Annotated in this window: 18 protein-coding genes; 8 read left to right on the top strand and 10 right to left on the bottom strand. The window is 66.9% G+C overall.

Annotation, left to right across the window (positions count from 1 at the left end; all coding sequences use genetic code 11):
* Positions 1-11 precede the first annotated feature (11 nt).
* Complete coding sequence (locus tag ACJJV6_RS08985) at positions 12-1136, top strand: glycerate kinase (RefSeq protein ID WP_407710349.1); 1125 nt, start codon at positions 12-14, stop codon at positions 1134-1136.
* A gap of 82 nt (positions 1137-1218) precedes the next feature.
* On the opposite strand, the gene ACJJV6_RS08990 is transcribed toward ACJJV6_RS08985, so the two are convergent.
* Genes ACJJV6_RS08990 through ACJJV6_RS09000 form a run of 3 tightly spaced genes read right to left on the bottom strand, consistent with a single transcriptional unit; the run spans position 1219 to position 2777 of the window.
* Positions 1219-1569 (bottom strand): LuxR family transcriptional regulator, encoded by a 351-nt coding sequence (locus tag ACJJV6_RS08990; RefSeq protein ID WP_407710350.1) that lies wholly within the window; start codon positions 1567-1569, stop codon positions 1219-1221.
* 25 nt (positions 1570-1594) lie between these two features.
* On the bottom strand, positions 1595-2257 hold the full coding sequence (locus ACJJV6_RS08995; RefSeq protein WP_009357607.1) for a DUF6766 family protein: 663 nt from the start codon (positions 2255-2257) through the stop codon (positions 1595-1597).
* Positions 2250-2777 (bottom strand): DUF6328 family protein, encoded by a 528-nt coding sequence (locus ACJJV6_RS09000; RefSeq protein WP_009357608.1) that lies wholly within the window; start codon positions 2775-2777, stop codon positions 2250-2252. The genes ACJJV6_RS08995 and ACJJV6_RS09000 overlap by 8 nt, the downstream gene beginning before the upstream one ends.
* 220 nt (positions 2778-2997) lie before the next feature.
* Between ACJJV6_RS09000 and ACJJV6_RS09005 the strand changes: the two genes are divergently transcribed.
* The 3 genes from ACJJV6_RS09005 (at position 2998) to ACJJV6_RS09015 (ending at position 5381) form a co-directional block, all read left to right on the top strand.
* Positions 2998-3897, top strand: coding sequence for an SDR family oxidoreductase (locus tag ACJJV6_RS09005; RefSeq protein WP_407710351.1), 900 nt, complete (start codon positions 2998-3000; stop codon positions 3895-3897).
* A 60-nt stretch (positions 3898-3957) separates the two neighbouring features.
* Positions 3958-4320 (top strand): hypothetical protein, encoded by a 363-nt coding sequence (locus ACJJV6_RS09010; RefSeq protein ID WP_407710352.1) that lies wholly within the window; start codon positions 3958-3960, stop codon positions 4318-4320.
* Positions 4321-4511: 191 nt separating this feature from the next.
* Positions 4512-5381: a glycosyltransferase family 2 protein gene (locus ACJJV6_RS09015; RefSeq protein ID WP_407710353.1), complete on the top strand. Its 870-nt coding sequence runs from the start codon at positions 4512-4514 to the stop codon at positions 5379-5381.
* Between the two features lie 82 nt (positions 5382-5463).
* Here ACJJV6_RS09015 and ACJJV6_RS09020 read toward each other — a convergent pair whose 3' ends face one another.
* The 7 genes from ACJJV6_RS09020 to purU all read right to left on the bottom strand — a co-directional run bounded on the left by ACJJV6_RS09020 (position 5464) and on the right by purU (position 15143).
* A complete protein-coding gene (locus tag ACJJV6_RS09020) occupies positions 5464-7413 on the bottom strand; it encodes a BCCT family transporter (RefSeq protein WP_354177182.1) in 1950 nt (649 codons plus the stop codon).
* 349 nt (positions 7414-7762) lie between these two features.
* On the bottom strand, positions 7763-8638 hold the full coding sequence (gene fdhD, locus ACJJV6_RS09025; RefSeq protein WP_009357611.1) for a formate dehydrogenase accessory sulfurtransferase FdhD: 876 nt from the start codon (positions 8636-8638) through the stop codon (positions 7763-7765).
* Positions 8635-9960 (bottom strand): molybdopterin molybdotransferase MoeA, encoded by a 1326-nt coding sequence (locus ACJJV6_RS09030; RefSeq protein WP_407710354.1) that lies wholly within the window; start codon positions 9958-9960, stop codon positions 8635-8637. The genes fdhD and ACJJV6_RS09030 overlap by 4 nt, the downstream gene beginning before the upstream one ends.
* Before the next feature lie 193 nt (positions 9961-10153).
* The gene (locus tag ACJJV6_RS09035; protein WP_009357613.1) at positions 10154-11029 is read right to left on the bottom strand and encodes a bifunctional 5,10-methylenetetrahydrofolate dehydrogenase/5,10-methenyltetrahydrofolate cyclohydrolase; all 876 of its coding nucleotides are present in this window, start codon (positions 11027-11029) and stop codon (positions 10154-10156) included.
* Complete coding sequence (locus ACJJV6_RS09040) at positions 11026-11682, bottom strand: cyclodeaminase/cyclohydrolase family protein (protein WP_407710355.1); 657 nt, start codon at positions 11680-11682, stop codon at positions 11026-11028. The genes ACJJV6_RS09035 and ACJJV6_RS09040 overlap by 4 nt, the downstream gene beginning before the upstream one ends.
* A gap of 3 nt (positions 11683-11685) precedes the next feature.
* On the bottom strand, positions 11686-14178 hold the full coding sequence (locus ACJJV6_RS09045; RefSeq protein WP_407710356.1) for an FAD-dependent oxidoreductase: 2493 nt from the start codon (positions 14176-14178) through the stop codon (positions 11686-11688).
* Between the two features lie 59 nt (positions 14179-14237).
* Positions 14238-15143, bottom strand: a complete 906-nt coding sequence (gene purU / locus ACJJV6_RS09050) for a formyltetrahydrofolate deformylase (protein WP_407709458.1) — start codon at positions 15141-15143, stop codon at positions 14238-14240.
* Positions 15144-15265: 122 nt separating this feature from the next.
* Here purU and ACJJV6_RS09055 point away from each other — a divergent pair, with 122 nt between their 5' ends.
* The 4 genes from ACJJV6_RS09055 to ACJJV6_RS09070 all read left to right on the top strand — a co-directional run bounded on the left by ACJJV6_RS09055 (position 15266) and on the right by ACJJV6_RS09070 (position 18230).
* Entirely contained in the window at positions 15266-15946 is a 681-nt protein-coding gene (locus ACJJV6_RS09055; protein WP_407710357.1) for a GntR family transcriptional regulator, read from the top strand.
* Between the two features lie 169 nt (positions 15947-16115).
* Positions 16116-16382: a hypothetical protein gene (locus ACJJV6_RS09060; protein WP_235046914.1), complete on the top strand. Its 267-nt coding sequence runs from the start codon at positions 16116-16118 to the stop codon at positions 16380-16382.
* A gap of 169 nt (positions 16383-16551) precedes the next feature.
* On the top strand, positions 16552-17394 hold the full coding sequence (locus tag ACJJV6_RS09065) for a GAF domain-containing protein (RefSeq protein ID WP_407710358.1): 843 nt from the start codon (positions 16552-16554) through the stop codon (positions 17392-17394).
* The gene (locus ACJJV6_RS09070; protein ID WP_009358418.1) at positions 17391-18230 is read left to right on the top strand and encodes an SGNH/GDSL hydrolase family protein; all 840 of its coding nucleotides are present in this window, start codon (positions 17391-17393) and stop codon (positions 18228-18230) included. The genes ACJJV6_RS09065 and ACJJV6_RS09070 overlap by 4 nt, the downstream gene beginning before the upstream one ends.
* Positions 18231-18232: the final 2 nt, after the last annotated feature.

Raw genomic sequence — 18232 nt, forward strand, 5'->3', positions numbered from 1 at the left:
TGATGGAGCGCATGCGCATCCTTATTGCTCCGGATAAGTTCAAGGGCTCCCTGACGGCTGCTGAAGCCGCAGCGGCCATCGCGGAAGGGGCCCTGCGGGTCTACCCCGACGCCGTGGCCAACCAGTTCCCGATTGCCGACGGTGGTGAGGGCACCCTGGAGGCGGCAGTTGCTGCCGGATACGAGGAAAGACTCAACGCCGTGGTGGGCCCCGTCCTCGCCCCGGTCGGCGCCGCCTGGGCCATCCGGAAGTCCGGCGACGGCGCGGTTACCGCCGTCATCGAAACCGCGCAGGCCTCCGGCCTGGCGGACATGGAGCCCACTCCGGACAATGCGCTCCGCGCGCACAGCTACGGGTGCGGCCAGCTCATCGCCGCCGCCCTGGATGCCAGCGCCACCGAGATCGTGCTCGGGCTGGGCGGCTCAGCGATGACCGACGGCGGCAGCGGCGCGCTCCGGGCACTCGGGCTGAAGCCCCTGGACTCCGCCGGCAACGTGGTGCCACTGGGCGGCGGATCGCTCGCCGACGTCGTCTCGCTGGATACCAGCGGACTGGACCCGCGCCTTGCAGCCACCACCTTCCGCATCGCCGTGGACGTCCGCAACCCCCTTTACGGCCCGCAAGGGGCCGCCCACGTCTTCTCGCCGCAGAAAGGCGCGGACCAGGACGGCATCGAACTGCTCGACGCCGGGCTCCGCAACTGGGCCTCGGTGCTGCGGGAGGCGACCGGCCGGGACGTCAACGTTCCCGGCGCCGGCGCCGCGGGCGGGTTCCCGGCGTCGTTCCTTGCCTTCACCGGTGCCGCCCTGGAGGGCGGCTTCGCGCTGGTGGCGGGACTCACCGGACTGGCCGACCAGCTGTCCGGCGCTGACCTGGTCATCACCGGCGAAGGGTCCATGGATTCGCAGTCCCTCACGGGCAAGGCCCCCATCGCGCTCGCAGATGCGGCGCGGGAGAAGGGCATCCCGGTGATCGTCGTGGCGGGCCGGATCCTGGTGACCCTCGAGGACCTTGCCGAACACGGCGTGGTGGCCGCGGCGCAGCTGCTGGACGTGGCCTCCAGCCCGGCAGACGCCGTTGCCAACGCGGGAAAGTACCTTGCCTGGGCAACAAGCCAGGTGCTCGAAGGGGCCTAGGTTCCCCCGCCGCCTTTTCCAGGCGTAGGCTGCAACATCGCGGCCCCTGCCAGCAGGCCGGCGTCGACCGGTCCAGCGCCTGTCAGCCGACGATGGTGGTGTTGCGGCGGCGGCGCCAGAGCAAAATCAGGATCAGGACCACCACGGCGATGGCGCCAATGACCAACGGAGCCCAGTTCAGGCGGGTGCCTTCATTCTCCGCGGACTCACCGGTCCCGGGATTGGCCGGGCCGCTGGAGGCGGTGTCCCCGGGGGACGGCGTAGGGGTGTTGCCGGCAGGCACCAGCAGCCCTCCGGAGGATACCGCGGCATCCACGGTGGCTGCCGCGGAACTCGCTGGCGCAGCCGGGGCTGCAGAGGCTGCGCCTGCCGCAAGCCCGGGGACAACCATGAGCAGCAGGGCCAGGAGGATGGTTTTCGCAACGGTTCGCATGGATTCCTCTCGATGTCGATCCGGCTCAGGAGCCGGTTTCGTAGTGCGGTTCGGCGACAGGCTTGGACTCGGGGGAGCCCTTCTCGCGGAGGTACACGGACGCACCCACCAGCACGGCGATGGCCAGGAACTCGCTCTGCCAGTTCTGGAAAGACTCGAACCAGAAGCGGCTGGTCCCGATGTACTGCAGGAACGTGACGGTGGGCTCGCCATGGCTTTGCTGTTCCTCGTTGTAGGCCTCGGTCCCGCCCAGGGCATGGGCCGTGAAGGATGCCAGGAAAAGCGCGAACATCAGGATGGACAGTGAGTGCTCATAGAACTTGAGCACCATGCCTCCGCGCTTAACCGGCCACGGCGTTGCCTTCTTGATGGCTGCCTCCCTGGGATCTTCGTCCTGCGGGGCTTCCTTGCCCATCGGCTTGGACTCCGAGGATCCCTTCTGGAACAGGAAGACCGTCAGCACCACGTAGAGGGCCATCTGCAGGAACTCAGATTCCCAGTTTTCGAAGGTGGCCTCCACAAACTCGCCGGTGCCCAGAAACTGCAGGACCGAAACCCCTGCCTCGCCGTGGGCCTGCTGTTCCTCGCTGTAGGTTGCCGCGCCGGAGAGGATCATCCCGCCAAAGAAGATCAGGAACAGTGCCAGGTTCACCAGCAGCAGTCCGTGCTCTTTGGCCCATTTAGCCATCGCTGTCCCGTTCGGTGGATGGTTTGCCGTTCGCCGCTGCACGCCTGTTCAGGTGCAGGGGAACATAGACCAGCAGGACCAGCAGTACGCCCAGCAGTGCACCTCCCGCGGTGAGGCCGGCGGACCGGTCCAGGGTCACGTCGAAGACCAGCGCGGCGGTCCCGGCGCTCAGGAGGCCAACTCCGCCCAGGGCGATCTTGGTGATCGTGTCCGCGCTTGAGACGAGGGTTTCCTTGAGCCGCTTCCGGAAGAGGCGCCGGTGGACGCTGACCGGGAGGAGGATGAATGACGTGGTCAGGGCTGCGACCACCACATTGGCCAGGTACAGGTTGACCTGGAAGTCGTCCAGGTCCTCAAACCGCTCCTGGAAGGGGAGTGTGAGCAGGAAACCTGCCAGGATCTGGACGCCGGTCTGCAGCACGCGGAGTTCCTGCAGGAGCTCGGCCCAGTTACGGTCCAGTTGTTCCTCGCGGGTCTCGTTCCGCCCCGTTCTGCCGGTGTAATCCTCCACCTCTGACATTGCTTCTCCTTCCTGCGACAGCCAGTCCTTGGTCCCTTTCTACTCCCCAGGTACCCAGAAGCAAGGCAGGCATTGCGTCACGACCATCATTTGATAAGTTTACTGATTATTCGGACCAATCGGTGGACTTGTTCCTCCGGCCGGGATAGCTTCGAAGGGCCGGTGCTCCGGCAGGGCCCTTCGAAACCGGTACAGCGGCACCGACACAGGGAGGCGGACTATGAGCGGCAGCGACAAGCAGACAGACCAGCCAAAGGACCCCCGGGGCGGCTACCACTCGGGCCCCTTTCCGGAGCAGGAGCAGAAGCAGCCCGGCCTCACGGCGCCCATGGACCCCAAGCCGGACCACGGCGAACTCAGCTACGAGGGGCATGGAAAGCTGGAGGGAAAGGCCGCACTCATCACCGGTGGTGATTCCGGGATCGGCAAAGCCGCGGCCATCGCGTTCGCCCGCGAGGGGGCCGACGTCGCCATTTCCTACCTGCCCGAGGAGGAGGACGATGCCCAGGACACCGCCGACTGGATCCGGAAGGCGGGCCGCCGCGCCCTCCTGTTCGCCGGTGACGGGCGGCAGGAAGAGTTCAGCACTCGGATCGTCGAGGAAGCGGCGGCTGAGTTCGGCCGCCTGGATGTGGTGGTGCTGAACGCGGCCTACCAGAAGAACCGCGAGAGCCTTGAGACCCTGCCCACGGAGGAATTCGACAGGGTCTTCAAGACCAACCTCTACTCGCTGCTGTGGAGTGCCAGGGCGGCCGTGCCGCACCTCAAAGCCGGCGCCTCCATCATCACCACCGCATCGATCCAGGCGTTCAACCCCTCGCCCGGCCTGATCGACTACGCCATGACCAAGGCGGCGCAGGTGGCGTTCACCAAGGCCCTTGCGCAGGAACTGGGTCCCAAGGGCATCCGCGTCAACGCCGTGGCCCCCGGCCCCATCTGGACACCTTTGATTCCCGCCACCGAATGGCCGGACAAGCTTCCCAAGTTCGGCCAGGACACGCCCCTGGAACGCGCGGGCCAGCCCGCCGAGCTGGCGGCCGCCTACGTGCTGCTGGCCTCCGAGGACGGGTCCTACATCTCGGGGGCAGTACTGCCGGTGACCGGCGGCAAGGGACTCTAAGCACACGCCGGGACCCAGGCCGCGAGCCCCTTTCAAACCGCAAACCCAACAGGAGGAACCATGACGCAGGAAAACCAGCACGCGCAACCCGAGTCGGATCCCGGCGGCTACGGAACCCCCACCGCCGAGCAGGAGATGGGCGGAGGCCAGGGCGCCGGCGGCTCCGCCCGCAGCCAGGCAGCAGGCAGCGCCGACACCAACGAGCCACAGGCCGGCGCCGGCACGGAGCCGGTCCCACACGACATGGACCTTCCCTCCAGCGCCGCCGAGATCGACGAATCCAACGATGACTCGCAGGGCTCCGCGCCGGTCTCCTCCGAGTCCGGCCAGGAAGCGGCGGGCATCCCGGACGGCAGCGGCAACGACCTTCCGCAGGAAAAGTCGCCCAAGGATGACGGCGGCGAGAGCTTCGACGCCGGCTGAGCCAATGTGAGCGCGGCGCCTGCATGAAGGCAGGCTGCACAGCCACGGGGCCCCTGTTCCGTATCCTCGATTCGAGATGCGGGACAGGGGCCTTTGCCTTGCCGCCGGCATACATGCCCGCGGTCTGGGTAAAGGACATTCGAAACCCATTCACCAGTTGCCGGCCCTGCCCGCCGGCACCAGGAGGAACTGTGAGCAGGAGATCGTCCGAACAGTGGGCACGCCCGGCAGGCATGCCCGGCGAGGTAGCCGTCGACGTACTGGTGCCAACCTGCAACCGCCCGGCTGAACTCGCTGTCACCCTCGCCGGACTCGCCGGCCAAACCGACCCCGCGTTCGCCGTCGTCATCAGCGACCAGTCCACCGGGGACCCGGGGTGGGAGCATCCCGCCGCTGCGGCCATGGTGCGGGTCCTGGAGGCGCAGGGGAGGCCGGTTACGCTGCTCCGGCACCTGCCGCGGCGCGGACTGGCCGAACACCGCCAGTTCCTGCTGGAGCAATCCACGGCGGACCAGTGCCTTTTCCTTGACGACGACGTCTGGCTGGAGCCGGGTGCCCTGGCGCGGCTGAGCGGGGCGCTGGACGAGCTCGCGTGCGGTTTTGTGGGAATGGCGCCCCAGGGGCTGTCCTACCTGAATGACAGGCGACCTGAGCAGACAGCCAATTTTGAAGCCTGGGAGGGGCAGGTGAGTGCGGAGCGAATCCGCCCCGGCGCCCCCGGCTTCGACCGCTGGCCGCTCCACAGTGCGGCCAATCTCAGCCACCTGAGTGCCGAGCTGTCCCTGCAGCCCGGCCAGTGGGTGCCATACCGGGTGGCGTGGCTGGGCGGCTGCGTGCTCTACCGGCGGGAAGCACTGAACGACGCCGGCGGGTTCACCTTCTGGGCGGACCTTCCGGCTGACCACGCGGGCGAGGACGTCCTGGCCCAGTGGCAGGTTATGGAGCGGTTCGGCGGCGCCGGTATTTTGCCGTCGGGGGCAGTCCACCTGGAGTCGCCCACCACGGTGACGGACCGGCGCGTGGAGGCCTACGACGTAATGCTGAACCGGGAATCGGCTTAGAGGTGCCACCTGTTCCCGAAACCGATAGGGGCTTAACGCATTCCGGCCCCGGTGGGTGTCCACCGGGGCCGGAATCGATCGGCTATTTCTTGTCGTTGTCCACCACGGAGCTGCCGCCCGGGCAGTCTTCGGGGTCGGGGCATGAATCGCCGCAGTCGTGCCGGGTGACCAGGTCGAACTGGACGCCGCGGTGCTGTTCCACGCCCGTCTTGATGGCCCGCTCCACCACGGAGGTGGCCAGCCGTTTGCGCAGCGAGAGCGGATCCCGCCGCAGGTCCTTGGCCAGGGCGAAGCAGAGCAGCAGCATGACGATGACGAACGGCAGTGCCGCCACAATGGTGATCCGTTGCAGGCCGGACAAAGCCTCGGAGGGCTCATCGCCGCCCGCCAGCAGCATGACTGCTGCCACTGCTCCGGTCAGCGTTCCCCAGAAGATGACCAGGCCGCGCTTGGGTTCGGAGGAACCGTTGGAGCTCAGCGACGACATGATCAGCGATGCAGAGTCGGCACCCGTGATGAAGAAGATGGCAACCAGCACCATGGCCAGGACGATAACGGCCGCCGTGAGCCATCCCGGCATGGAAAGGTTCTTCACCAGGTTGAAGAGGGCACCGTCAAAATCGATGCTCGCCACCCCGTCGGTGACGGTCATCAGGCCCGGCTGGTTGGCCTTGTCCGCTTCCTGCTGGATGTTGAAGGCGGTGCCGCCGAAGATGCCGAACCAGATGACGCTCACAATGCTCGGAACCAGCAGGACGCCGGTAACGAACTGGCGGATGGTCCGGCCGCGGCTGATGCGGGCAATGAACATGCCTACGAAGGGCGTCCAGGAAATCCACCAGGCCCAGTAGAAGATGGTCCAGCCGGACAGCCAGGTCCGCAGCGCTTCGTCGCCGACAGCCTCTGTCCGGGAGGACATCTCCGCAAGGTCGCGGGCGTAGTCTCCCACGGCCGCCGGGATGAGGTTGAGGATGAACAGGGTGGGTCCGGCCACGAAGACGATCATGGCCAGGATGACGGCCAGGACCATGTTGATGTTGGACAGCCACTGGATGCCGCGGCTGATGCCGGATACGGCCGAGGCGACGAAACAGGCCGTCAGGATGGCCACGATGGCCACCAGGACGGGGGTCCCGATCTCGCCCATCCAGCCATTCGACGTCAGGCCGCTGCCGATCTGCAGTGCCCCGAGGCCCAGCGAGGCCGCGGTGCCGAAGAGCGTGGCGAAGATGGCCAGGATGTTGATGAACTTGCCAACCGGGCCTTCGACCGTCCGGATGCCGAAGATGGACGTGAAAGCGGCCGAAATCAGCTGCTTACGGCCCAGCCGGTAGGTGCCGTAGGCCATGGCAATGCCAACGACCGCGTACATGGCCCAAGGGTGCAGGGTCCAGTGGAAGATGGACGTGGCCATCGCCGTCTGGATCGCGTCCGGGGTACGGCCGTCAACTGTGCCCGGCGGGGGAGAGATGAAGTGGTAGAGCGGCTCTGCCACACCGTAGAACATGAGGCCAATGCCCATGCCGGCTGCGAACATCATGGCCACCCACGAAACCGTCCGGAATTCCGGCTTCTCGCCGTCTTTGCCGAGCGGGATGTTCCCGAACTTCCCAAGGGCCAGCCAGAGGACGAAGACAACGAACAGGGAGGCCAGGACCATGAAGAGCCAGCCGGTGTATTCCATCACCCAGTTAAGGGCGTCTTTTGATGTGGTGGAGAGGCTGTCCTTGCCGGTGAAGCCCCAGATCACGAAGGCGATGGCGATGACGCCGGTGATCCCGAACGTGGTCTTGTCCAGGATGAGCTTGCGGTTGCGGCGTTCGGAGACGGCCTGTTCGGTCTTGGTCTGTCGCAGCTCCTCGAGGATCTGCTCGTACTCCTCGTTCTCGGGCAGGACGGTAGTTTCGGCCTCGGTCTCGGCGGGATCGATGGGGGACGCCGTGGCGGAGTCCGGAAGGGTTGGATCAGGCAACGGATCGCTGCCTGACGGTTTCTTGGGTTGTGGGGACTTTAGTTCACTGTTGATGGCCATGAGCGGGTCCTTTGCTCGGCGAGTCATGGGCTTGCGATTAGGCGTGGGGTATCAAGCCGGAGATTTCCGTTCGGAAAAGGCTTTGGGGGGCATGCCTTGTGCATTGATGCACCTCTTCGGTTGAGAAACGTGGTCGCACTAGGGCTGGAAGCCCGTCGGGGGAGGTGTTCCGCAAGAATCAACAGAACTCGCGCTAAGCAACAGAGTGAACCAGGCCACATTGAAAGTCAAGGGATTTCGGCCCATGACACAAATCTTTAACACTCGTCGTTGCGTAGGTCACGCTGTTGCTTATTGTGGTTCAGGTTGCGCTAGGAGCGGCTAAGGACCGCGGCACAGCGGCGCTGCGCTAGGCAAAACTTTCCTGCCGGACCGCCGTCGCTGGCCGTCCCACCCGTTCGCGTCCTGCATAGACGTTAAAGCTGCTCCCCCGGCTGAAGCCCACCAGGGTCACGCCCGTTTCGGCGGCCAGGTCGGCGGCCAGGCTGGAGGGTGCGCTGACTGCAGACAGGACCGGAATTCCCGCCAGGGCGGCCTTCTGGACGAGCTCGAAGGATGCGCGGCCGGAAACCTGCAATACGGTGCCACTGAGCGGCAGCTGCCCCTCCCTAAGGGCCCAGCCCACCACCTTGTCTACGGCGTTGTGCCGGCCAACATCCTCGCGGAGGCACAGCAGCTCCGCTTCCGGCCCATCAACCCTGAACAGGCCGGCTGCGTGGACGCCGCCCGTCTTGTCAAACACGGCCTGCGCTGCCCGCAGCCGGTCCGGCAGGCCCGCCAGGATGTCAACCGGGACCCGGAGGCCGTCCTCTGCCATGTGGAAGTGGATAGCCTTGCGGACCGCGTCGATCGATTCCGTCCCGCAGATGCCGCACGAGCTTGAGGTGTACACGTGCCGCATCGTGTCGGGCATCGGCACGTCCGGCGCCAGCTGGGCGTCCACCACGTTGAAGGTCTGGGTTTCCCCGTTCCCGCCGGCGCAGAACCGCAGCGAGACCAGGTCCGCATGGCGCCGGATGACGCCTTCGGAGACGAGGAAGCCGGCTACGAGGTCGAAATCGTCCCCTGGGGTGCGCATGGTGACGGCGAACGAGCGGCCGTTAAGGCGGATCTCGAGCGGTTCCTCGGCGGCCAGGACATCTTCCTTGTGCCGCACCGGGTACTCGCTGCCTGACCCGTCCAGGTGGAAGCGGTGGATTTTGCGGCGCTGGGTCATGCGGGTCATGGGATGCTCCGTCCTTGCGGGTTCGTGCCGGGAACCATGTCCACTCCGGGGCTCCAGGGGAGCGGAAGCACCGGGACGGGCTGCCCCGAGTCCACGCCGTCCGGCGGCACCACCATGACTCCCTCCGCCCAGGCAAGCCCGCGCATCATGCCCGGGCCTGTGTGCTGGACAGGAAACGCCAGCCCCGACAGTAACCTGCAGGGGACAAGGCGGGTGCGGCCCGGGTCCGGTGGCATGTCGCTGCCGGACAGCACGTCCGTCGCGGCGGGCAGGGGGCGGCCGCCCAGGGCGGCGATCAGCGGGGCCCCGACGGTCAGGAGCGCCATCATGGCGGCCAGGGGGTTGCCCGGCAGCCCGGCCACAAACCGCCCGTCCGGAAGTTCGGCCAGGACGGCAGGGTGGCCGGGGCGCATGGCGATGCCGTCGAGCAGGATGCGTCCACCCAGTGAGCCAATGGCGGCACGGAAATGGTCTGTACCGGACCGTCCAGTCCCGCCCGTGGTGATGACGACGTCGGCCTTGCCGCCGCCGGGCGCTGTGGCGGTATCAAGGGCGGACAGCCACTCGCTGAAGGAATCGCCGATCCTCACCGGACTGCCGGCAATGCCGCCCAGCTGCGAAAGAACTGTGCCAAGCTGCGGGCCGAAGGTATCCCTGACCTCGCCGGCCGCGGGGACTCCCTGCGTCACCACTTCGGAACCGGTAAGTACGACGGCGACCGACGGCCGGGCCCGCACCTGGACTTCATCGTGCCCCGCCACAGCGGCCAGGGCGATGCGTGCCGGGTTAAGCACGGTGCCGGCGGGCAGCAGCACATCGCCGGCCAGCGCCTCCTCGCCGGCAGGACGGATGTGTTGTCCGCGGCGCGGTTCATCCGCCCGGGCGCCGGGACCGACGGTGAGGAGCAGGCTCCCGGAGTGCCCGGGGACCACCTCACCGCTCTCCTTGCGCAGGATGGCCTCGGCGCCCGCAGGGACCAGCCCGCCGGTGGCGATGACCCGTGCATGGTTGGGTGCCAGGCGGCCGTAGGCAGCCAGGTCCGGATGCGCTGGCGGCTGCTGCGGGTCCGGAAGCAGCCAGGGGCCTGCGCCGTTGACGGCCCAGCCATCCATGGCGGAGGACGCGTAATGCGGTAAATCCTGCAGCGCCGCGACGTCCCGGTTAAGGACCCGTCCATCAGCGTCCGCCAGCGGAACCCAAACGGGCGGAAGCGGGCCGGCGCACTCGTACGCCAGCCTCCGGGCCTCGGCCCAGGAGGGGGCCGCATGGCAGGGGTGTGCGTGGCCGGCCCGCGGGCCGGCCATAGTTTCGGTGATGAGCATCGGTGCTCCTTCCCTTTCGGATGGATGCCGGAGCCGGCCGGGGTACGGCAATGGCCCCGTTATCCGTAAACGGTGCTTCGATGAGGAATACCTCCCCAGGTTTTAGGCCCACCGAAGCACCAGTTACGGATAACGGGACCATCAGGCCCGTCTTGATTGGGTTGATCTGCCCGTCGTTCCTTCCGCGGCTGGCCTAGCCCGCGGCTTCAAGGACAAGGGCCGGCGACTGCAACCGCGCCGCCTCCACGGTATGGAGGAGCAGCAGCGCCGTGGTGACCGAACCCACCCCGCCCGGGACGGGGGTGAGGGCGGCAGCGACGCCGCTGACGCTTGCCTCATCCACGTCACCCACGAGGGAGCCGTCGGGAAGGACGTTCGTGCCGACGTCGACCACTACGGTCCCGGGGGAGACGTGGCTGCCGGTCAGCAGGCCTGTCCTCCCCGCGGCGACCACCACCACGTCCGCCTCCTTGGTGTACTTCCCAAGCGGCCCGGACCTGGAGTGGCAGACCGTGATGGCGGCGTCACGTGCCAGCAGGAGGAGGGAGAGCGGCTTTCCCACCACGGCCGAACGGCCTACGATCACCACGTTCCGGCCTGCCACCGGAATGGCGTAGTGGTCCAGGATTTCGACGACGGACCGCGCGGTGGCGGGTGCGAAGGCCGGCTGGCCCACCGCCAGGCGCCCCAGACTGAGCGGGTTCGCGCCGTCGATGTCCTTTTCGGGTGCGATCAGTCCCACCAGGGAATCTGTGCGCACGCCCTCCGGCAGCGGTGTCTGCAGGATGATGCCGTTCACCGACGGTTCGGCACTCAGGTCCCGCAGGACACTGGCCAGGACCTGTTCGGTGGCGTCGTGCCCGAGGTCGATGATCCGGCAACCAATTCCTGCACGTTCGGCTGCCCGCTCAATTGAGCGGACGTACCACTTGGTCGACTCGTCGTCGGTGGCCATGACCACGGCCAGGACGGGACGGACGCCGTCGTGCTCCAGGGACCGGATCTCCTGCTGGACCCGTTGCCCGATGATCCCGGCAAGCTCCTTGCCGGACAGGGTGGCAGTAGTCAATGGAGGATCCTTTCACGTACGCGGGCTGCGAGGGAGTCGGCGGCGAGCACCACTTTGTCCTCGAGGCCGTCCGTTTCCTGGGCGAGCTGCGCACGCGCGCCGGGGTCCTTGACGGCCACCACGTTGATGTCAATGTTGACCCGCGCGGTGGTTGCCGCCGCACGGGCGGCATCCGCGGCTGCGGCAACATCGCTGATCACGTTGGGATTGGCCACGTCGAACAGCTCGGTTGCAAGCTCCACCACGGACCCCGCAACACCGATCAGGCTGGCTGGTGTCCTGGCTGCCTGGACAAGGGCTTCCTGGATGGTGGCGGCACGGGCCGCCTTGAGCTCCGGTGTTTCCGAGGGGAGCTTGTAGGCATCAATGACGCCCTGGAAGGCAGCTTCATCCGCATCCGCCAGGCCCAGTGCCTCGAGCACCAGGCCTTCGGCGGCTTCCGTGACGCGCTGCACCAGGGCCGCGTGCTGCTCATACTTCGCGCCGGTGGAGTAACGCGCCACCATGGCCACAAGCGCAGCGCCCTGGGCGGCGTGCAGCGCGGCTGCCGCGCCGCCGCCCGGCGTGGGCTGGCGTGAAGCCAGCCGCGTGAGGTAGCTGCTGATGGTCTCCGAGCCGATGGTTGCGGCCCCGGCCGTTTCCGTTCCGGTCATGGCTTAGCCCCGGAGCCTGGTCATGGTGGGGTCGTAGAGGGGGTCTTGGGTGATGGTGGCGGGGATGCGGCGGCCGAAGTATTCGATTTCTACGGCGTCGCCGATGTTGACGGTGGATGGGAGGTAGGCGTAGGCGATGGGTTTTTGGATGGTGTAGCCGTACGCGGCGCTGGTGACGTAGCCGAGGGGCTGGTTTTTGTAGAACACGGGTTCTTTGCCGAGGACGATGGAGCGGCCGTCGTCGATGGTGAGGCAGCGCAGGCGGCGGGCGGAGTTCTCTTCGGTGCGGCCTTCGAGGGCTGCTTTTCCGACGAAGTTGTCCTTGGTCATTTTGACGGCGAAGCCGAGGCCGGCCTCGAAGGGGTCGTGTTCGGTGGTCATGTCGGTGCCCCAGGAGCGGTAGCCCTTTTCGAGGCGGAGGGAGCTGAACGCTGCGCGGCCGGCGGCGATGATCCCGTGGGGTTGGCCTGCTTTGAAGAGCGCGTCCCAGAGGCGTTGGCCGTTGTCGGCGCTGGTGTAGAGTTCCCAGCCGAGTTCACCGACGTAGGACAGGCGCATCGCGGTGACGGGCACGCCGCCGATGACTACTTGCTTGGAGCGGAAGTATTTGAGGCCGTCGTTGGTGAAGTCGTCGTTGCTGACCGTGGCGACGACGTCGCGGGCGAGGGGGCCCCAGAGACCGATGCAGCAGGTCCCGCCGGTGGTGTCGCGGACCTGGACCCAATCGGCCGGGCCGCCGTTTTGGGTTTGGTGGCGGGCGGCGCGGTCGAAGTAGGCGGTGTCGATGTTGCCGTTCGCGCCGAGCTGGAAGGTGTCTTCGGTGAGGCGGGCGACGGTGATGTCGCTGCGGATCCCGCCGGCGTGGTCCAGCAGCAGGGTGTAGGTCACGGCGCCGGGCTTTTTGGTCATGTCCGCGGTGGTCAGTTCCTGCAGCAGCTTCTGGGCTCCGGGACCGGAGACTTCGAGGCGTTTGAGCGGGGTCATGTCATACATGGCGACGGCGGTGCGGGTTTTCCACGCTTCGGCCGCGGCGATGGGGGAGCTGAACATCCCGGACCAGGCATCCCGGGCCGGCGGCTGCCACTCTGCGGGCATGTCTTTGAGGAGGTCTGCGTTGGCTTCGAACCAGTAGGGCCGTTCCCAGCCGCCGCCTTCGAGGAAGACCCCGCCGAGTTGTTTGTGCCGGGCGTGGAAGGGGGAGACGCGCAGGTTGCGGGGGGAAAGTTTGGGCTGGAGCGGGTGCAGGACGTCGTAGATTTCGACGAAGTTCTGCTGCGAGGTCTCAGAGACGTATGCGTCGGTGAGCTGGACGTCTTCGAAGCGGTGGATGTCGCAGTCGCCGAGGTCGATGGAGGATTTGCCCTCCACAAGGAGTTCGGCGACGGCGCGGGCGATGCCTGCGGAGTGGGTGACCCAGACGGCTTCGGCGACGTAGAAGCCGTCGAGTTCCTTGGATTCGCCCACGAGGGAGCCGCCGTCGGGGGTGAAGGAGAAGATGCCGTTGAAGCCGTCCTCGATCTCACTTTCGTGCAGGGCGGGCAGGAGCTGTTTGGTTGCTTCCCAGGCGGGCAGGAAGTCTTCGAGGGTGAAGTCCAGCCGGGAGGGCATGTTGTGTTCGCTGATCTCGTCCGGGTTGTAGGTGCCGAGTTCGTCGAGGTCCACGGGCATGGGTTTGTGGGCGTAGGAGCCGATGCCGTACCGGTCGCCGTGTTCGCGGTAGTAGAGGTCCTGGTCCTGGTGCCGCAGGATCGGCAGCCGGGCCCCGTTCGGGAGCTCGTTTTTGCCGTGCTGGGCGGGGACGGGGGTGGTTTTGACGTACTGGTGTGCCAGCGGCAGCAGGGGTACTTTCATGCCGATCAGTTCGCCGACCTTGGCGCCCCAGAACCCGGCGCAGGAGACCACGATGTCCGCGTCGATGACGCCGTCGGGGGTCCGGACGCCGGTGACGCGGCGGTTTTCCTGTTCGATGCCGGTCACTTCGGTGTTGCCGATGTACTTCACGCCGGCGGCTTCGGTGCGTTTGATCAGCAGCTGCACCGCCCGCGCGGCGGACGCGAGCCCGTCACTGGGCACGTGCAGGCCGCCGAGGATGTCTTCTTCGTTCAGGAGCGGGTAGAGCTCCTTGCACTCGTCGCGGGAGAGGATCCTGCCCTCGATGCCCCACGATTGGGCGTAGCCGAGCTTGCGCTTCAAATCAGCGAGGCGGGTTTCGGTGGTCGCGACCTCGAGGCCGCCGACCTGGTTGAAGCAGGAGACGCCGTCTTCGGTGAGGGAGAGGAGTTTCTCGACCGTGTATTTGGCGAACAGGGCCATGGACTTGGACGGGTTGGTCTGGAACACCAGGCCGGGGGCGTGCGAGGTGGACCCGCCCGGCATGTTCAGCGGGCCCTGGTCCAGGACCGTGATGTTGTTCCAGCCCCGGGTGACGAGTTCATCGGCGAGGTTGGTGCCCACGATCCCGGCTCCGATGATGACAATACGTGGCGACGATTCCATAAAAGGGTTCTCCTGCAAATTCTCAAAAAAAGACTGTGTGCCCCGGGTGCGGGTGGGGGTTAGCGGAAGACGACGGTGCTGGTGTCGTCGAGCAGGACGCGGTGCTGGCAGTGCCAGCGGACGGCGCGGGAGAGGGCGAGGGCTTCGGCGTCCTGGCCGACGGTGGAGAGCTGGGCGGGGCCGTAGGTGTGGTCCACGCGGATGACTTCCTGTTCGATGATCGGGCCTTCGTCCAGGTCGGCGGTGACGTAGTGCGCGGTCGCGCCGACGAGTTTGACGCCCCGGTCGTAGGCCTGGTGGTAGGGGCGGGCGCCCTTGAAGCCGGGCAGGAAGGAGTGGTGGATGTTGATCGCCCGGCCCTCCAGGGCCCGGCAGAGGTCGTCGGAGAGGACCTGCATGTAGCGGGCCAGGACCACCAGGTCCGCCTGGTACTCGTCCACGAGGTCCAGGAGTTTCGCCTCGGCGTCGGCCTTGGTCTCCGGGGTGACCGGGAGGTAGATGAAGGGCAGCCCGGCCGCTTCTGCCATCGCCCGGTGGGTTTCGTGGTTGGAGACCACTGCCACGAGTTCCCCGCCCAGGGTCCCGCCGCGCCAGCGGAAGATCAGGTCGTTCAGGCAGTGCCCGAACTTCGAGACCATCACCAGGACCCGCTGCTGTGTCTGGTCGTGGAAGCTGAACTTCATGCCGAACCGGTCCGCGACCGGCGCGAATTCGGCCGCGAGGGTTTCCGGGGTCAGGTCCGGGGACCCGGAGAACGCGGTGCGCAGGTGCAGGGTCTGGCGCAGGCTGTCATCGAACTGCTGGTGCTCGTCAATGTTGAAGCCGCGCTCAAACAGGAAGGTGGTCACGGCCTGCACGATCCCGGCCTGCTCGGCGCACGAGAGCGTGAGCACGAACTTCTGCGCCTGCTCCGTTGCCGGCGCTGCCAGGGCCGCTGCGGTTGCCTCTGTCTGCATGAGGGTCATGGCCCCTCCTCCTTTAGATATATTCAAAAGTAGCGAACTGATATATTAGATTGGACCCCAGCGTATACTCGACTGTGACGCAGGTCAATAGTTACTTTTAGGCGAGGGGAAGGGGTCCTGGCATGGCACTGGAAACTTTGGCGGCCGCGGAAGAGGGCAGCAGGAAGTCCCTGGCCGACGTCGCATACGAAAGCATCCGGGACCGGCTCCTGGTGCTGGACATCAAGCCCGGCGAGCTGCTGAACGACGAGGCGCTGGCGAAGTCACTGGGCGTGGGACGCACTCCCGTGCGTGAGGCACTGAAGCGGCTGGAACTGGACCGGCTGGTCATCACGTACCCGCGGCGGGGCACCTTCGCCACCCGCGTGGATGTCACGGACCTGTCCTTCATCTCCGAGATCCGCGCGCAGCTGGAGCCCCTCGCGGCTGCCCGCGCCGCAAGGGTTGCCACCGAGGCGGTCAGGCAGCAGCTGCGGGCAATCCTCAAGGATGTTGAGGCGTTCGACGTCGCGGCCGCCTCCGTCACGGAGACACTCCGCCTGGACGCCCGCGTGCACCAGGGTATTTACGCCGCCGCTGCCAACCCACACCTCGAGGACATCCTGATCCGCTACGACAACCTTGCCACCCGGATCTGGTGCATGGTGATCGACCGCCTTCCCGACCTGTCCCTGCATGTGCACGAACACGTGAACCTGCTGAATGCCGTCATTGGCGGGGATGAGGACAAGGCTGCGGAGCTCGCGCGGGTGCACGTCAGCGGCTTTGAGCGGGCGGTGCGCGAAGCCCTGTTCGCCGCCTAAAGCCGCGCTTTGCCGCGTGGCGGGTTCTCCATTACGGCTGCTGTCGGCGAACCGCGATTGACTCCCGCTGTGACTTGGAACATACTTGGTTTCCATTCTGATATATCAACGAGATATCAGTTCAAGTCCTAACAGGCGGCTCGACTGCGGCCCAGCGATGGAGGAAACCGTGAACCTGTGCGTACTGGCCGACCTGCCGGCGGCCGTGAGCAGCCCGCAGCAAGACGACGCGGCGCCCGGCACCAACCGCGGGCTGCGCAAGGATTGGTCGCGCCTGGCCGGCCATACCGTGGAGGTGTGGCTGGGGGGTGAGTATGTGGCCAGCGGGGTGGTGGACCAGGCTGCGGAGGACGGTTCAGTCCTGTGGATAGCCGGCGAAGGCATCACCACCCGCAGGCTCTTCGACAAGTCGACCGGGTACCAGGTCTGGCTTTGAGCCGGGCAGTCACCGCTGCGGAAAGCCCCAAAGTTTTCCCGGAATCCCTGCAACGTGGCTGCGGGACGTATCCTTAGAACTAGGTTTTGCAGTAGGCCGCAGCGCTTCAAGCGAGGCATGGAGAATGGCCGCTGAACCCACTGGGCAGGTTGGCTGGGGACCTCTTCCAATGCCGCCGGAGCCTGTTCTCGACAGCAAGGACGTCGAGACATACCTCTGGGAAGTCACCCGCGACTTCATGACAGACATCAAGGGTGAACGCCGCGGTATCGCCTGGGCTGCCACTCTTTTCCGCCTTGGCAAGGCGCACACGCTCGCCGCCAGCACCGAGCAGGCCCGTGAGGCGGACCGGGAACAGTGCTCCTTTGCGGACGGGCCGGTCATGGAAGCCGTGCGCACCGGTGAATTCGTCCTCCTGTCCGACCTCAGCCGGGACCGGCGCTGGCCCGGCTATTCAAGCGCGGCCGCCGGCCACGGTGTGCAGTCACTGCTCTCCGCGCCCATCGTGTCCGAGGGCGGCACCAGCGCGGCCATCAACCTTTACGCTGCGGTACCCCACGCTTTCACCAGCGACGACCTGGTCCGCATCCGGAGCTACGTGCACCAGGTGGCGCGCGCCCTGCGCGTGGTGGTGCATGTGGCCGAGCGGGCGGAGACGACGGCGGGAATCGCCGTCGTGCAGAGCTCGCTGGTGCTCGTTGACCTGGCGGTGCGCAGCCTCATGAATGAGTACGGCCTCAGCCGCGAAGGCGCCCTGCGGTTCCTGCAGACACAGGCACTGCACCACGAACTGGACCTGCGGGATGCGGCCCTGAACGTCGTGGTGCCCGGCGCCGCCATGGACCGGCCCGGCCCGGAGGTTTCCGGGCTCCGGCAGGAACCGCCCGACGGCGTCGAGGACTTCCGCCTGCTGGCGCCGGCGGAGCTGGAGCAAGAGTCAGAGACGCCACCGGCGGCGGGCGCCGCAAAGAAGCAGCGCCCGCGTTCAACCGTGCGAAGGAGGACGGCATGACGACGGAAAAGCAGGATCTGCGGGCGGTCACGGAAACCGGAGGCACGCACCCCTGGCGCCGGTTCGTGGCACTGGGCGACTCCTACACGGAGGGTGTGGGCGATCCCGAGCCGCGCAGCCTCGGCGGGCTCCGGGGCTGGGCCGACCGGGTGGCGGAGGAACTCAGCGCCGGCCAGCCGGGCTTCGCCTACGCCAACCTCGCGGTCCGGGGAATGCTGCTGCGCCAGATCGTGGATGGTCAGCTTGCCCCGGCCCTGGCGCTGAAGCCGGATTTGATTGCCATGTCCGGCGGCGGGAACGACATCATCTTCCGGCGCGGCGATCCGGACAAGCTCGCCAGGCACATGGACCAGGCCATGGAAAGGCTAACCGCCACGGGAGCCACAGTCCTGCTGTACGCAGGGCCGGACTGGGGTGGTATCCCCGTCTTCAGCCAGATCCGGGGCAGGGTGGCGATCTACAACGAGCACCTGCACAAGATCGCGCTGCGCCACCATGCCATCATGGTTGACCTGTGGTGCCTGCCCGGGCTCCAGGACGTCCGGATGTGGGATCCGGACCGGCTGCACCTGTCCCCGCTGGGCCATCACGCCGTTGCCGTGGGCACCCTCAACGCGCTGGGAGTGCCGCATACCCTCGAGCCGCTTGAGCCCCGGCCGGTACCGGCCCATGGCTGGACGCAGGCGCGGGCCGAAGATCTGGTGTGGGCCCGGCAGTACTTCTTCCCCTGGATGCTGCACCGCATCCTGCCGCACGGGTCCGACGAGTCCCTGGCAGCGAAGCGGCCCAAGCCCGGGCCCGTCCATGGCCTCAACCGCCCTGACGAAGTGGCCTAGCT

This window comes from Arthrobacter nitrophenolicus (genome assembly GCF_045833485.1).
Lineage (GTDB): Bacteria > Actinomycetota > Actinomycetes > Actinomycetales > Micrococcaceae > Arthrobacter > Arthrobacter nitrophenolicus.